The following is a 14731-nucleotide window of genomic DNA, read 5'->3' as shown; positions in this document are numbered from 1 at the left end:
GGAGACGGAGAGCCAGGCTGGAAAACCCTCTGGAAAGGTTGGCTATACATCCAAACGCTTGTAGAAGGAATTCACCTGGCTTCTGAACTCACACTTGAATAGAAATATGTGGGTAACAGACAGGGTCGCAACCGAGGTGCGCTTTCCCGTAATTCGTACGATAGGCTCTCCCGTAGGCTCATTCGTACCCCAAAAACGGAGTGGGGATTTGACAGAGAGCGTTGGGGCGAGGTTTCGGTACGAGGGTTGCGACCTCGGCACGCACCTACGCTGCTCCACGTAAGCTCGCCCAGGAAGGCGCTGTACTGAATGAATGGTAACGGGATGGCTGGAGGCCCAATCTACTTTCAAAACAATCTCATGATCGCCTGGTTGAACTGGTACTACAAATTGTTCACTTTCTCGGAGTTTTCCCACTCGCTGACCATTAATATATACTTTATAACTACGCAGAAGATCGACAGTGCCGGGTCGACGCTCAATATGAATGTTTGCTTGTTCCATCATTTGCATCTGAAACCGAAGCATGAGGATGTGTTAAAGGTAAGGTGTTGAATTTTGCTACAAAACGGCCTGGACTTCCGTGCTCTCAGTCTGATGGCTCCATGCCCGCCTTGACAATACTACGCTTAGATGGTATCCTATCAACATGACGTTAACGTAACATTGGAAGAGGTGAGCGATGGATGACCGCATGCGCATAGGTGATTTGACGGAACGAGCCGGGGTAACTCCGCGTACCGTTCGCTACTACGAGAGCATTGGTCTGATCCCTCCAGGTGAGCGTGAAGGCCACGGTCAGCATTATTATACAGAGGAGACGCTTGCCCGGCTGCAGAAAATTGACCAGTTGAAGAAGCTTGGACTCAGCCTGGATGAGATACACGACGTCATCGACCTCTATTTCATTGATCCCAGTGGAATACAACCAAAACAGAAAGTCCTTGCTATCCTGCGTCAGCATCTCGCTGAGGTGGACCAGAAGATCGGTGCGCTCCAGCAATTTCGTGCTGATGTTCAGTTCCATATCGAACGCTTCGAGCGCTGGCTTGAGGAAAGAGAATAACGCCAGTCTTTTTTTATCCAAAACATAACGTTAACGTTATGTTTTGGATATCAACTCATTCAAAAGGAGTAATAGACATGAGTGAAATGATCGGATTTATCGGACTCGGCCAGCTGGGTCTGCCGATGGCTACCAATCTCCTCGCTGCCGGGTATCCTCTTCGGGTGTATAATCGCACGGCGAGCAAAGCGGAATCACTGCTTGCCCGGGGAGCGCATCTGGCGAACCAGCCCGCTGATGTGGTGACGAGTGGGAGGATTGTCGCAACCATTGTATGGGATGATGCGGCACTGGAAAGCGTCGTTATGAGCGACGGCTTTTTAGAGCGTCTGGGACCAGGTGGTATCCATCTTTCGCTGAGTACGGTGTTGCCGGAAACGGCAAAGAAGCTGGCGGCAATCCATGCTCAACATGGTTGTGTCTATATCGAGGCTCCCATCTTTGGCGTACCTGAGGCAGCTGTCGCCCACCAGCTCTGGATTCCTTGTGCGGGTCCACGGGAAGCCAAAGAACGAGTCCAACCGCTCCTTCAGGCGATGGGGGGACAGGGCATCTTCGATTTTGGCGAAGAGGTTGGCGCGGCAACGCTTGTCAAGCTGATTGGAAACTTCCTGATTAGTTCGGCTGGATACTCTATGCGCGAAGCCCTCTTGATGGCAGAGAAAAACGGAGTCGATCCCAAGGCAGTGATCGACATGCTGACAAGCACGTTGTTTAATGCTCCCATCTATCGGAGCTATGGCAAGAGGATCGCCGAGAAAGCTACGCTTTTCGGCCAGAGTAAGATACCGCTGAAGGATGTTGGTCTCTTCAAAAAGACAGCGCAGCAGGTAGCGTCACCCACACCCATTTCAAGTCTTTTGTATGATCTCTTGAGTAGTGCTGAATGAAGATCATAGGCTCTTCCTTAGCTTGCTTTAAGAACTCCTCTGATCAACTCTAACTATCGGTAATATTTTCATATAGCCTGATGGGGAGATCTTCTTCATGAAGAAACGTCCGCATCAGGCTAAGAATTGTTTTTTCGCTATGCCTCGATGAGGTCGTGGTCTTATTATTATGAGTTGCCATAGCACCTGTAACCTTTATTTTATGCTTTTAATTGCAAATAGAATGTTAAATTTCTTTAGCATCTAAAAGAGCATCCTGTTTTAATTATATAATTATGTAAAAATTTTCTTTGAAACTATCCCCTTTATTTCCTCGTGCCTGTCACAGATGGATTTCCTGTGTTGCGACGCGACCGGGATTTCGAACACGAAATATTTAGCCTGGGAGTAAGTTGCTATGTATATGATGGTTATAGCCTCTCTTGGATTCCCCTTATGGTTACGACTCACTCATTTCATAAACCTGTTGTTTCTTGGCTTCTTAATACGCAGTGGTATTCAAATCCTGGCCGCTCATCCGCGCTTATATTGGAACGACGGCTGTAAGCCAGAGAGTAACTGGCTCAAATTTACCCGTAAAAAGCCAGCACAGGGCAAGTTATGGACCTCTATGGATGAAGAGGTGTCGGTATCTCCTCTCCTGGCGTTGCCGGGAAAAGAAAACCTTGGCCTTGGCCGACACTGGCACTTCTTCTCGATCCTCTTCTGGATATTGAATGGCCTGGTCTATGTGGTATTGCTTTTCGCAACTGGCGAATGGACACGTTTAATCCCCACTTCCTGGTCTATTATCCCACGGGCCTGGGAGACTTTTCTGACCTATATTACCTTCCATATACCACCGGTCAGTGATTTTCAGCCCTATGATCCACTGCAACAACTGGCCTATGCGGGCGTGATCTTTCTGCTGGCGCCTCTCACTATTTTGACCGGAGCTGCCATGTCGCCCGCCATCGAGGCCCGTTTCCCCTGGTATAGCAAAATGCTGGGTGGCAAGCAAGGGGCACGCAGCATCCATTTTCTCTGCCTGGTTGCGTACCTGCTCTTTGTGATTGTGCATGTCTCGCTGGTTGTGATTGTGCATTTTAGCGATAACATCCGCAACATTGTGCTTGGCAATGAGCAGGGAAGTTTTCCGCTGGCTCTGACGATTGCTATTGGTGCGCTGCTCCTTGTGGGCGTGCTCTATGCCTGGGCTTCCTGGTATTCATTGCGGCGGAAGCGTCAGATCCAGCACGTACTGGGAGCGATTGTGGATCCAGTGCGCAGGATGCTCCTGCAGCGCTTGAAATCCAGGCAACAGTATACAAAGTCAGCTATTACGACGTACTTCTGGGTCAATGGTCGTCCGCCGGTCACTGAAGAGTTTCAAGCACTGGCCCATAATGATTTTGTGGATTGGCGGCTGGAAGTACACGGTCTGGTTGCCAATGCTCTCCAGCTCTCATTGGACGATCTTCAGAAGCTGCCCCGGCACTCACAGATCACCAAACATAACTGCATCCAGGGTTGGAGTGGTGTGGGCGAGTGGACAGGTGTGCCGCTCAGCGAGATCATGAAATTATGTGGAGTGTTGCCAACGGCGAAATATGTTGTCTTTACCTCCTATCAAGAAGGCATGCAAGCTTATCCCAAGGGGCCGGAAGAGAGTCATCATGCTCCCTTCTATGAAGTGATTTCTCTGGAATTAGCGACCCATCCCCAGACGATTCTTGCCTATGCCATGAATGGAGAGCCACTTCCACTTGAGCATGGGGCTCCCTTGCGTCTGCGTCTTGAGACCGAGCTTGGCTATAAAATGGTTAAATACTTGCGCTCTATCGAATTTGTGGAGGAATATGCCTCCATTGGTGAGGGGCAGGGCGGCTTCCGGGAAGATGTTCAATTTTATGGCATTGGAGCCGAGATATAAGCGTGCTGCATGGTATCCTTTGAAAAATACAACGTTAAGCACTCAACTGCCTTGATAAGCCGGTTAAGAGGAAGATTTTGACGAGAAAGATGAAGGAGACGGCGGGGCAGCATGTTATCCACATCATCTGTGGTTATCACGTTGACCCGCCGCCCTTTCCCGAACCCAGGCCCGGCACGCTTTCCATGCGCCAAGGCTCTCCAGAATAGTTTACTCACCAGGATACTTGTGGGATTTGCATCATACCCATCGTGTCATTGTCTTGCAAGAAACAGCTCACACATGGTTTCCGTCCGAGAGAGAGCCTACATAAATGGTTTGGACCACAATACCATGCAAGTCATCGCGGGCGAAAACATACTGTGGGCTAGCTGGATCGAGCAACTGTTCGAGGGTAGAGATATCCCGGGTCGAAAGCCGCTGCTCATGCCCTGGAGCGCGAAGGTAGCCGCTCAACTGGGCCTCTAAATAGTCCTTTTGAGACGCTTCAAGGGGTGAAGCGAACTCGTGCAAAAAACTCTTGGGCATAACGGAGTTCAACCCGACTTCACGCAACATGTGGCTCCAGCCGTAGGGGTAGGCAACCCCGTTCGGCAGCGAACTGCGCCAGTTGGCGAACCGCTGCGCGTGTGCAACCCTTAGCCGTCCTTCCAGGCCTGGATCACCCAGGCCCACGTCAGAGGGGAGGAATTGCAGGGGCAGCCCGCCCTCGCGCAGCACTACGCGCCCGCCAGGTCGTACTACTCGTGCGAGTTCGCGTACTCCAGCAACTTGATCGCTCAGACCGTGAACAACGCGGCTACACCAGACGAGATCAAACGTGCCATCCTCGAACGGCAGATGTAACACATCGCCCTCCTGAAATTGTATCTGTCCGGCCACGTCTGTATCTTTTACTTGACTCCGGTCCCCCTCGATCAATTGAGGGTTGGCATCCAGCCCGACCACTTCACCACCTGACCGGACCGCCTGGGCCAGTAGCCGGGTCATGCCGCCGCCACCACACCCGGCATCCAGCACTCGGCTACCCGGTGCAAGCTGGAGCCACGCGACAATTTGTCTATCGAGTGGCGCAAAGAAACGGTCGGAGAGATTCAGAAACGCTGACGTCCCCGTATGCTTGTGGTTGTGCGGATCGTCTTGATCTGCTGTGTGTCGATGGGTACTCCCATGATTCATATCCGATGTATCCTTCCTTGCTTCGTAATAGTTTACCTGTACATGTTCGCCTGTGAATACTTCATTCCTCTCTCCTTTCTATTCCAGACTCATTGAATCTATAATAGATCGGAAGACGGATGCTGTCAAGCTTTTTCATCTCCAATGGACCTCTTTATTACAATCATTTACACCACAGAAGCGCGAAGTAAAGTCATCTGAACCGTGAGATTGAGGCGTCAGCTTCAGGCAAGTCCAATATAGCAAGCATAGATGTGACTGCATCGACGAAATACCTGACCAGGATCAAATTCTCTGAACTTTCTGTTACAGTGATTGCTGAATACAAGTCGCTGTATAGGGGCAGGCGAGAGTCATTCTAATGCCATCAGGAGTAGTAATAATTTTGCTTGTCTGGTCGAAAACAAAAAGGAATAAGATACAGCCATTTTGAGGGGAAGGAGACAACATATGGAAGAAAAGAATCAACTGACACTGGTGGCTATTGGTGGTCGTCGGCTCGCTATGAAAACCAGGGGAGTTGGCGCACCAGCCGTCGTGCTAGAAATGGGTTTGGGAGGTACCGCAAGTACGTACGACGCTATTGCCAGACAGATTGCCACGTTTACGCGCGTCGTCTGGTACGATCGGGCCGGGTTGGGACAGAGTGACCCTGCACCAACGCCAAGAACCATCCAAGATATCGTGCTGGACCTGCATGCCTTGTTGCAAAAGGCTGATATCTCTGCTCCCTATGTACTTGCTGGTCACTCAATGGGGGGAGAAGTGGTACGGCTCTATCGCGAGCAGTATCCCAAAGAGGTTGCGGCTCTCGTCCTGATTGATGCATCGCATGAAGACCAGCGAGACCGCTATCTGACTGTCATTCCTCCACAGCCAAATAAATTGCCCCATCTCGCTCATTTGCGTCATATCTGGGAGGTTCGTTGGGTAAATCCCAACCAGAATGAAGAAAAGATCGACAACCTTGCCAACAGTACACTGCTGCGCACCTGTCAAAACCTGGACGATTTGCCATTGGCGGTCATCAGCCGAGGACGCTCAGTTCGAGACCCGGCGAACTATCCTCCTGGATTAATCGAGGAAATGGAACAGATATGGCGACAGATGCAGCGCGAATTAACGCAACTTTCTTCTCAGAGCCGACACATCATCGCCAGTAAGAGTGGACATCTCATCAACGAAGATGAACCTGAATTGATTGTTGAGGTAATTCAACAGATGGTGAGGCAGGTACGAGAGCAGATGAAGCTCTAAGGCTCGTCATCTCCACTCTCTCTGGATATTCTTGTCCTGTTACGCTGTTTTTCTGTTGAAAGCGTGTCAATTGTAACTCCTGTGAGAGCTAAGTAAAAGCAATGCGTCACTTAGCTCCCTTTTCGCTCCTGTATCTGGTATCCGCGGTCAAAGAAGGGTTCAAACAGTCCTTCTTGCCGTGCTGTGAGAATGCATCATATCTGTAGAGAATATCCTATGGATGCGTCCATGAGTATGAACTTGTGTCATATTGAAGTCCATTTTGTTGGTAGGTAAAAGAGTAGGTGACAGCATTGCCTGCACTTATGCCTCCTGCCGTATATTCCCAGCGTGAGTCACCCGTGTTATAGGTCATGTTCAGGTTTTGTTGATTGCCACCGGCTACCGTGTAGTGCAGAATGACATATCCGGCGGTCCAACCGCCTGGCTGGAACCAGAATTGTGCCTGGCTGGCACCTGAATTATTGACTCCCTGACTAAAACTTCCATTTGGAGTTGTGGCTCCAAAGGTATAGCTATAGGGTCCTGTGTCATATTGTAAGCCACTTTGTTGATAGGTAAATGAGTAGGAGATGACATTACCTGTTGCCAGACCTCCAATCGTATACTCCCAGCGTGAGTCACCCGTGTTATAGGTCATGTTCAGGTTTTGTTGATTGCCACCGGCTACCGTGTAGTGCAGGATGACATATCCGGCGGCCCAACCACTCGGCTGGAACCAGAGTTGAGCCTGATTTGTACCGGTACTGCTGGCTCCCTGACTAAAACCACTCCCACTCCCACTCGTTGAGGTAGGGGTTGGAGTCGGTGGAGTCGGTGTTGGAGTGGTTCCTCCAGTAGAACCGCCCGAAGTGTAGACCTGTACGTTATCGACAATCATAGAGGCTCCCGATTGGGTTGCAGCGGTTGGACCACCACCAAAAGCGTTAGGGAAGCCGCCTCCCATTGCCAGATCCAGAATGATAAAGAAGCTGTGATCTACCGCAGCGCTCCAGGTTGCTGCGGGAACCTGGCTGGCATTGACCGTAAAGTAGTTGGCACCATCGAGATACCAGCGAATCTGTTCAGGTGACACGCTTCTATCCACAATTACTGAATAGGTATGAATGCCGGTCTGGCAGCCGGGGCAGGCGTGTTGCCCACTGCCAATTCCCGTGGTTTCGTTACAGGGACCTCCTGGATTGACGCCACAGTGGAGTGTGCCAAACACAGAACTGAGTCCGTTGATATCCTCCATTGTGTCAATTTCACCATCATTGGGCCAGTTCTGATCTACTCTGTATTGCGAACCAAGCATCCAGAAGGCAGGCCAGTAGCCAGCCGCGGCTGCACCAGAAACATTGGGTTGCTGGATAGTAGCGCTGACCTCTAATTGTCCACCAACGGGGGCTGCAAAATCAGCACGTTGTGTTTCGATACGCCCGGAGGTCCAATTCCCGTTTGCATCGCGGAGAGCCGTGATCTTTAAATGACTATTTCCGTCTTGCTGCACATTCGCTGTACTGCTCGACATCGTCTCGATCTCTCCCGTGCCCCAACCGGTGCCGATATCATATTTCCAATTGGACGTATTGACTCCTGTACCAGCTGCCCCGGTGAAGTCATCACTCCAGATGGGCGTCCAGGTTGTGTCCGCATGGGCCTGGCCTATGCCATGCGCGGAAATGATCCCTATCGATGCGACCATAGATACTGCAATCAGCAGCACAGCCAATAGCCGAAGTACTATCGGCGTTTGATGCTGCCGGGGATCGTTTGCTCGATCCCCTTGAGGAAACATGGACATTGGTTGCTCCTTTCCATAAATGAACAGGATGGCGAGAAGCAAGGGCCACCTCACTTCTCTCACCAGACAAACAGCGATATCAGAAACGGAAGCTTGAAGTGTGCTCCCGCAGAAAGCTGATAAGATAATAACAAGTAGACAACATGACGATAGTATCTCTGTGCGCACTGTAAAAAACAAATGCACAGAGTGGGTGTCTTTGCATCCTTATTTGTAGTGAAGAGAAGATCTTCTATTTATCCAATCGGGAGCGTGCGAGGAGATCCACTCGATGCTCGCACGATCAGACGCGTTGGCACCTGGATACGAAGAGGATTAGTTGTTTGTGGATCCTCTCGCACGTGTTCTGATCCTGATTGAGTTGATTGCTTCAGCCGTCCTTGCTCCATGCTATGGTTTTGATCAATGCTCATGATAAGAGCTTCAATCGCCTGACGTCCCATCTCGGAAAATGGTTGTTGAATCGTGGTAAGTGAGGGACGTAAATGAGCGGATAACATATTATCATCGAAGCCGACCACCGCGATCTCTTCTGGCACAGAGATGCCCTGCTGTTCAGCGACTTCTAAGACTCCATAGGCCATTTGATCATTGGCAACAAAGATTGCCGTGGGCCAATCCTGCCTCTCGCGTGAGAAGAGCATCGTGGCGCATTGACGTCCGCTGGCAGGTGTGAACGTTCCCTGAAAGAGAAGGTTTGGATTGAGCGCAATACCAGCATCCTGTAAGGCCTGGCAGTATCCCTGGTACCGTTCAACGGCACAGTAGTAGTGCTGCGGCCCTAAAATATGCGCAATACGTCTGTGACCGAGTTCGAGTAAATGGCGTGTGGCTTCATATGCACCGGTCATGGTATTGATACCTACCCAGGGAAGGGCCGATGGTTTTGACTGATCATCTATCGTGACGAGTGGAAACCCTTGTTGAAAGCGTTGAGCAAGATGGTTGGAAAGTTCTCCCGGGAAAATTGCCAGTAGACCCGCGACCATCTTCATATTCAAAATATGGTCGAGCACGTCGGAATGATTGCGTTCAAAGCCGATGCTATACAACACCATTTCGTAGTCTGTACATTCTAGATATTCGGCAATCCCATGCATGATTTCGGGAACAGAAGGCCATGTTAATGGAGGAGCAAGTACCCCAATCAGGCGTGTGCGACCACCTGCCAGCCCGATAGCGGTGACACTGGGAACGAAATCATACTCTTGTATGACGTGTTGCACGCGTTCACGCAGGAGCGCATTAACGGAGGGATTATGATTGAGGACACGCGAGACAGTTGCCTTCGAGACCCCGGCAAGGCGTGCAATATCTTGGATCGTTAGTGTACTGTGCATGCTACCTCCTTGTTGCTCTGCACTCTGCTACTAGAAAATGTGACAGTGCATCATTGCTCTCTGTCTATACGTTTCGTTTATACTACTAATGAAAATGTACACCAGGAACCGGTTTCTGTCAAGTGTATGAGGGGAATTTTCCTTTCTGTCCGTATTGCAGGTGTGAGAAAATTTTTCTATATCTTTATGGGTAATTGCCTCTACATAATTGACAGGTTGACAGAAAAGAAAGTTCCCCTGATTATATTGCTGGCCTTTTGCACTACACGAGGAAACGAAGTTTTGCTAACAATGTGTTTGATTCCCATCACCATCGGGATTTTGTGGCTCACCCATAGGTGGGCGCTGCAGGGGCGAAAAATCATGCACAGAGATCGTGGAGAGCATGGGAATCAAACACTTTGTTACAGTACACGCACGGTTGCCAACCTGCTGCATGAGCTAAAGACCGTCGTACAAATATAGTACGTCGTGCAGGGCATCGGCGCAACGAAGACGTTATCTGGATGAGGCTGACACGCGGTGGTGCGTGTGGATAGATGTATCAGGATGAACGGGAGCGGCCCGGTTGTATTTTTCTACAGCGGGCCGCTCTCCTTTCCTTCTTCTCTATCGCTTTGCCTGCCTATCCTTTGTCGATTGTAGTGTTCGCCAATCGATTGAGAAAAGGAAGAGTTTGCTGGAATGGCTGCGATATATCACTACCGACATCTTCGAAAAAGCTCTCTGGAAGATGAATGAGAGTCCCCACCAACCTAGTCTGGAAGGAGACACACGACGGCCGTACAATTATGGAAGCCGCTGAACTGTCCTTCCGCCCGCACAATTTGTCCATGAGTATTACAACCAATCGCGTTTGTAGGAGTGAGCAGTTGAGCGACCACGTCTCGTTCAGCGCGAAATTCCTGGCCCATTTTCAAACGGGTGGCGACACAGTCAAAGAAGAGTGCCACCGCTGGTTTGGCTCCACAGAGTTTTTGGAGCGCAACCTGGGTAGCCTGTTTGGCTGCTTCTTTCGCTGAATGGGTCGTTGAACCCATCAGGCGAATGGTGGCTCCCTGCGGAATGTCTGCGGCACAGAGCACACTTCCATCAGCTTCTACTGCGAGGGGAACCCGTAACTTATACCCCAGGCCCATCTCAATCCCAATGAGATGATGGAGGAAGAATGGAAGCGGATCGGTCAGATCTAATGGCTGCCCGGTTGCCTGGGCATGAGCCTGGAAAGCCTCGATGGCTGGTCGATCATTCACTCGAATAAGATGCATGCCGTTAGACTCGGTAACCAGCATAGGAAGGCTTTCAGGGGTCCAGCCGTGGCTTGAACCAATGCCCAGTGGTTTCTGAGAACAGATCTCCAAAGCGACGACGGCATCCGTGACGACATCCGTCATGGCGAAGACAGGCGTATGGTGAAAGTTAGCATTATCGCCAGCTCCACCACCGAAGAACTGATATGTCCCTTCGGTGAGGGCGCTCAACTGTTCAATCAGGACATCGGTATGCCCGGCAAGGGCGTCAGCCAACACCAATGCAGTACGAAAGGGAAAGTCGGTCCAGGTATCACCTCGAAAGCCGGCCACAACCTCTTTGGCTGCCCCGAGTGCATTGGCATGGACGCCATGCCCGGCGCTCACGGTAAAACGCATGCTTGTTGAGTAGATCGCCACGGCACACGCTAATCCTTCCCCTTGAACTACAGAGGTAAATTCACCTGCGGATGAGCATCCCATCACACAGCGAGGCTGACACACTTCGGTCAATGCTGCCAGGAGAACTGCATGTTCATAGCGTGGGGAGGCAAAAAGAATGACCACATCAGGAACATGGGTCATCGCGTGCACAATTTGTTGGCCAAGATCCCTGCCCGCTTTAGAACTGGAAGCGACCTGGGTTGACACAATGGCTGTTTCTGTCATATTGTCTCTCCTTTTCTCTTTTTCTGAATACGAGGGGCAAAGCGTTTTTGTGACGAACGCAGCCTGTAGAGGCATGTGCATCTACAAAGGCGGAAAGAATACCGCGCTTGTGGTGCCTTCATCTCTTTCATTTGAAGATGCGAACAACTGACTGCTCCTGGTCTTGTCGGTGCCCCTGGGCGGCCTGTGCAAACTCCAACGCCATAGTACACCGTAACTGTGTCTCTGCCTGCTTATAGCTCAACCCCTGCTGACGCACCATCTCGAGTAAGCGCGGAATATACATTCGTTTCATCTCTTCGCGTTGCCAGTCCAAATCTGGCATGACGCAGAGCTTCAGACGATCGGCAGGAACAAAATCGTGATCGGGGACAGCCAGCGCGAACAACAATGCATACTCATGCAGAGCCTGGCGGGTAGGAAGATGAGAGAAAAAGCCCGGTTGCGTACTGGAAACCAGCAACACCCCGGCAAAGTACTTACCACGCATCACAGGATGCGCGCAGGAACTTTGTGCCAGGACATCCACGTCAAGCGGCCAGCGCTGTTGCCCATCATGCGCATCCCAGAGTTGCACGCGTTGAAATCCAGCTGCTAAGCCACCCAGATGAGTGCTCCCCCAATACAGCAGTTGTTGTGCGGTGGTGGGCCAGGGAGGGGTTCCATACAAGGAGACCTCATGGAGGTAATGAATCCCATCCCCAGCGTCAGACCCTACCTTTGCATAGCAAATGGCAAGTCCCTGGGTGGGCGCATCAAAAAAAAAGAGCATATGCTCAAAAAGAGCCTGGGCAATTCTCCAGTGGCGTGTTTCATCCTCTGTGGTTGCCAACAATTCAAATGCCCGTCGATAGACATCTTTTTGGACCCTCCGCTCTTGAATGACCATAAACCTCTCTCTTTCTGCCAATCGACTGCTGATCCTTTCATCTACCATTGGCATCGTATTATCTCTTCTCTAAAAGCAGAGAGAGATACTTCTATTTTGACAGATACAATACACTTTTTCTATTAAAAAAGCATAAAGAAATATCTATCAAGCTTCCTGCTCACTATTTGGAATTGTCCCAGAAAAATGGAAACGTAAAAGGTGAAAGTCAGGTCATATGCTGTTATCCGCCTTTCCTACCTACCCTTCCACTGCTCTTGACTGTCTCAATGTTTCAATGTGTCATATCTATGACACAATTTAGCAGAGGAGGTGAAGGATGCCAAACTGGCTCGATGTCAATCCTCGCAGCGGCGTGCCGATCTATGTGCAACTGGTGCAGCAAATCACCCACGCGCTAGAGATCGGTATTTTGCGCCCTGGCTACCAATTGCCCACGGTGCGTCAACTGGCAAGCGAGCTGACTATTGCGCCCAATACCATTGTCAAGGCGTATGACGAATTGGCGAAGCTGGGGTTGATTGAGAGTCGCCAGGGAGTGGGAACGCTTGTGACCGCGAATCTGCATGGCACGCTGTATCAGCACCAGCTCGAAGCGATCTTCGAGCATCTATCTGCACTGGTGCGTGACGCTGCAAACCTGGGAATCAGCGAGCAAGAGGTGCGCGACCATTTTGAGAGCGATCTGACTCGCTTCTATCGCGGGCAGCAAGACAGGCAAAGGAAGAAGAGTGATGACGAGCACACAGAAATCATCCCTGGTCAATAGCGGTTCTTGGGAAAGGAGTAACACATCTGTGGAAGCAGTGAATCAGACGGGAGCAGCAAGCAAGGCATCGGCAGCGATTGAGCTGCACAATCTGGAGGTAAAATATGGCGAGCGCTCAGCCGTGAATGATTTGAGCTTGACGGTGCCAGCAGGAGCAATCTTTGGTTTTCTTGGCCCCAATGGCGCAGGCAAGACGACGACGATCAAAACCATGCTGGGATTGCGCAAGCCGGATGGCGGCAGTGTGTGCGTGCTGGGCTATGATGCCGTCATGCAAAGCCTGGAGGTGCGGGCTCGCGTGGGTTATATGAGTGAAGTCAATAGCCTGTACGATTTCCTGACAATCCCGCAGCATTGCGCCTTCTGTCGCTCGGTCAGCCGGCAATGGGATCAAGAGATGGTGGACCGCTATGTGAGCCTGTTCGGACTCCCAACGAACCGCAAGGTTGGCAAATTTTCTAAGGGGATGAAATCGCAATTGGCGCTCAGCCTGCTGATGGGCAGCAATCCTGATCTGCTGATTCTGGACGAGCCAACAGCGGGACTGGACCCGGTGGCACGCCACCAGTTTTTGAACCATCTGGTGGCAGAGATTGCCGCCCAGGGCAAGACGATCTTTTTCTCTTCGCATATTCTCTCCGAGGTAGAAGCGGTAGCCGACTGGGTGGGCATTATCCGCGATGGAAAACTAATTGTGTGCGATGAATTAGACCATTTGAAGCAAACACAGAAGGTTTTGAAGCTGACTTACGTTGAACTCCCACCGGCAGCGGAAGTAACCATGCTGCGCAGCCTGCCGGGCGTGATGAGCCTGGAGCAGGAGGGGCGGAGTGTGAGGTTGCTGACACATGGCGATGTGGAGTCTCTCTCGCAGACGATTCAGGCACGGTCCCACGCGCTGCGCAATGTGGACATCGTTGATCTTGATCTGGAAGATCTCTTCCTGAAATACATGAAAGAGGAAAGCAATGGTCGTTAAGGAGTTCATTGAGGCGCGTTCGCAATTGCAGGGGCAGATTCAACAGCTGACCGGCAGTTATGATGGGTATGTCTGGTCGCAGTGGTTCTCGAAGAATGGGCCAGATATCCTGGCGATTCTGGCGGCTGTGCTGGGGGCTAGCCTGATTGCCAGTGAAGTCAACAAAGGAACGATCTTCTTTCTGTTGAGCAAGCCGGTGAGTCGTGATCGTGTGCTGCTGACGAAATATCTAGTCAGTGTGCTTATTCTGCTAGGGGTGTCGCTACTGAGCGGCGTCGCAATTCTCGTCGCGTCGGCAATGGTGGGTCATCCACAAAATGTGGGCGGAGTGCTGATCTCGACGATTCTGCTCTGGCTGGGGATGCTCTTTGTCCTGGGCCTGGCACTGCTTTTCTCGGTGCTATTTCATGACGTGCTTCGTCCTCTGATTTTTTCACTCTTGTTCACACTGCTGCTGAGTATTCCGGGTCTCATTTCCAATGCCACGCTCAATGCCTGGAATCTGACGTTCTACTGGTCCAGTTTCGCAGCCTATCAAGGAACGATGTTTCCGCTGAAAGCGCTGCTGATTTGCCTGGTTGCGGCACTGGTGCCGGTGCTACTGGCAATTCCACTGTTTCGCAAACAAGCGTATTAGCTGGATTGTGCGTCATTCATGCACACAACAAGAACATTGCGGAGATCCTGGGGCGACAGGGGCGACCTCTGTCTCCCCTTTATTAAGATACAAAAATGAGGTGACACT

12 protein-coding genes are annotated in these 14731 nt (G+C 50.9%); 7 read left to right on the top strand and 5 right to left on the bottom strand.

From position 1 onward, the window contains the following. Window positions 1-682 precede the first annotated feature (682 nt). The 3 genes from F1593_RS17035 to F1593_RS17025 all read left to right on the top strand — a co-directional run bounded on the left by F1593_RS17035 (window position 683) and on the right by F1593_RS17025 (window position 3868). Window positions 683-1066 (top strand): MerR family transcriptional regulator, encoded by a 384-nt coding sequence (locus tag F1593_RS17035; protein WP_149402764.1) that lies wholly within the window; start codon window positions 683-685, stop codon window positions 1064-1066. A 77-nt stretch (window positions 1067-1143) separates the two neighbouring features. Next, window positions 1144-1956 carry an NAD(P)-dependent oxidoreductase gene (locus F1593_RS17030; RefSeq protein ID WP_149402763.1) on the top strand — a complete coding sequence of 271 codons (813 nt, stop codon included), beginning with the start codon at window positions 1144-1146 and terminating at the stop codon, window positions 1954-1956. A 397-nt stretch (window positions 1957-2353) separates the two neighbouring features. Next, complete coding sequence (locus F1593_RS17025; protein WP_216368895.1) at window positions 2354-3868, top strand: molybdopterin-dependent oxidoreductase; 1515 nt, start codon at window positions 2354-2356, stop codon at window positions 3866-3868. Window positions 3869-4144: 276 nt separating this feature from the next. Here the strand turns inward: F1593_RS17025 and F1593_RS17020 are convergent, their stop codons facing one another. Next, window positions 4145-5047: a class I SAM-dependent methyltransferase gene (locus F1593_RS17020; protein WP_149402762.1), complete on the bottom strand. Its 903-nt coding sequence runs from the start codon at window positions 5045-5047 to the stop codon at window positions 4145-4147. Window positions 5048-5497: 450 nt separating this feature from the next. Here F1593_RS17020 and F1593_RS17015 point away from each other — a divergent pair, with 450 nt between their 5' ends. After that, window positions 5498-6304, top strand: a complete 807-nt coding sequence (locus tag F1593_RS17015) for an alpha/beta fold hydrolase (RefSeq protein ID WP_149402761.1) — start codon at window positions 5498-5500, stop codon at window positions 6302-6304. A 214-nt stretch (window positions 6305-6518) separates the two neighbouring features. On the opposite strand, the gene F1593_RS17010 is transcribed toward F1593_RS17015, so the two are convergent. The 4 genes from F1593_RS17010 to F1593_RS16995 all read right to left on the bottom strand — a co-directional run bounded on the left by F1593_RS17010 (window position 6519) and on the right by F1593_RS16995 (window position 12238). Continuing rightward, complete coding sequence (locus tag F1593_RS17010; RefSeq protein WP_149402760.1) at window positions 6519-8090, bottom strand: glycoside hydrolase family 16 protein; 1572 nt, start codon at window positions 8088-8090, stop codon at window positions 6519-6521. Window positions 8091-8326: 236 nt separating this feature from the next. Beyond that, entirely contained in the window at window positions 8327-9430 is a 1104-nt protein-coding gene (locus tag F1593_RS17005) for a LacI family DNA-binding transcriptional regulator (RefSeq protein WP_149402759.1), read from the bottom strand. A 755-nt stretch (window positions 9431-10185) separates the two neighbouring features. Beyond that, window positions 10186-11349, bottom strand: a complete 1164-nt coding sequence (locus F1593_RS17000) for an FIST signal transduction protein (protein ID WP_149402758.1) — start codon at window positions 11347-11349, stop codon at window positions 10186-10188. A gap of 127 nt (window positions 11350-11476) precedes the next feature. Continuing rightward, on the bottom strand, window positions 11477-12238 hold the full coding sequence (locus F1593_RS16995) for a hypothetical protein (protein ID WP_149402757.1): 762 nt from the start codon (window positions 12236-12238) through the stop codon (window positions 11477-11479). A 319-nt stretch (window positions 12239-12557) separates the two neighbouring features. On the opposite strand from F1593_RS16995, the gene F1593_RS16990 reads away from it, so the two are divergent. The 3 genes from F1593_RS16990 to F1593_RS16980 are packed head-to-tail and all read left to right on the top strand — an operon-like array spanning window position 12558 to window position 14623. After that, entirely contained in the window at window positions 12558-13007 is a 450-nt protein-coding gene (locus F1593_RS16990; protein WP_149402756.1) for a GntR family transcriptional regulator, read from the top strand. 28 nt (window positions 13008-13035) lie between these two features. Continuing rightward, entirely contained in the window at window positions 13036-13986 is a 951-nt protein-coding gene (locus F1593_RS16985) for an ABC transporter ATP-binding protein (RefSeq protein ID WP_172632189.1), read from the top strand. Then, the gene (locus F1593_RS16980; RefSeq protein ID WP_149402754.1) at window positions 13976-14623 is read left to right on the top strand and encodes an ABC transporter permease; all 648 of its coding nucleotides are present in this window, start codon (window positions 13976-13978) and stop codon (window positions 14621-14623) included. Before F1593_RS16985 ends, F1593_RS16980 begins: the two co-directional genes overlap by 11 nt. The last annotated feature ends 108 nt before the right edge of the window (window positions 14624-14731 follow it).

The organism is Dictyobacter arantiisoli (assembly GCF_008326305.1).
Taxonomy (GTDB): Bacteria; Chloroflexota; Ktedonobacteria; order Ktedonobacterales; family Ktedonobacteraceae; genus Dictyobacter; species Dictyobacter arantiisoli.
Note: the sequence above shows the minus strand (reverse complement) of the source record. Positions and strands in the feature narration are given on the sequence as shown.

Excerpts from the sequence above, each read along its gene's own strand:
- F1593_RS16980 (WP_149402754.1), top strand. The coding sequence starts at position 13,976 with ATGGTCGTTAAGGAGTTCATTGAGGCGCGTTCGCAATTGCAGGGGCAG.
- F1593_RS17015 (WP_149402761.1), top strand. The coding sequence starts at position 5,498 with ATGGAAGAAAAGAATCAACTGACACTGGTGGCTATTGGTGGTCGTCGG.
- F1593_RS17010 (WP_149402760.1), bottom strand. The coding sequence starts at position 8,090 with ATGTCCATGTTTCCTCAAGGGGATCGAGCAAACGATCCCCGGCAGCAT.
- F1593_RS17020 (WP_149402762.1), bottom strand. The coding sequence starts at position 5,047 with ATGAATCATGGGAGTACCCATCGACACACAGCAGATCAAGACGATCCG.
- F1593_RS16990 (WP_149402756.1), top strand. The coding sequence starts at position 12,558 with ATGCCAAACTGGCTCGATGTCAATCCTCGCAGCGGCGTGCCGATCTAT.
- F1593_RS17000 (WP_149402758.1), bottom strand. The coding sequence starts at position 11,349 with ATGACAGAAACAGCCATTGTGTCAACCCAGGTCGCTTCCAGTTCTAAA.
- F1593_RS17030 (WP_149402763.1), top strand. The coding sequence starts at position 1,144 with ATGAGTGAAATGATCGGATTTATCGGACTCGGCCAGCTGGGTCTGCCG.
- F1593_RS17025 (WP_216368895.1), top strand. The coding sequence starts at position 2,354 with ATGTATATGATGGTTATAGCCTCTCTTGGATTCCCCTTATGGTTACGA.
- F1593_RS16995 (WP_149402757.1), bottom strand. The coding sequence starts at position 12,238 with ATGGTCATTCAAGAGCGGAGGGTCCAAAAAGATGTCTATCGACGGGCA.
- F1593_RS17005 (WP_149402759.1), bottom strand. The coding sequence starts at position 9,430 with ATGCACAGTACACTAACGATCCAAGATATTGCACGCCTTGCCGGGGTC.
- F1593_RS17035 (WP_149402764.1), top strand. The coding sequence starts at position 683 with ATGGATGACCGCATGCGCATAGGTGATTTGACGGAACGAGCCGGGGTA.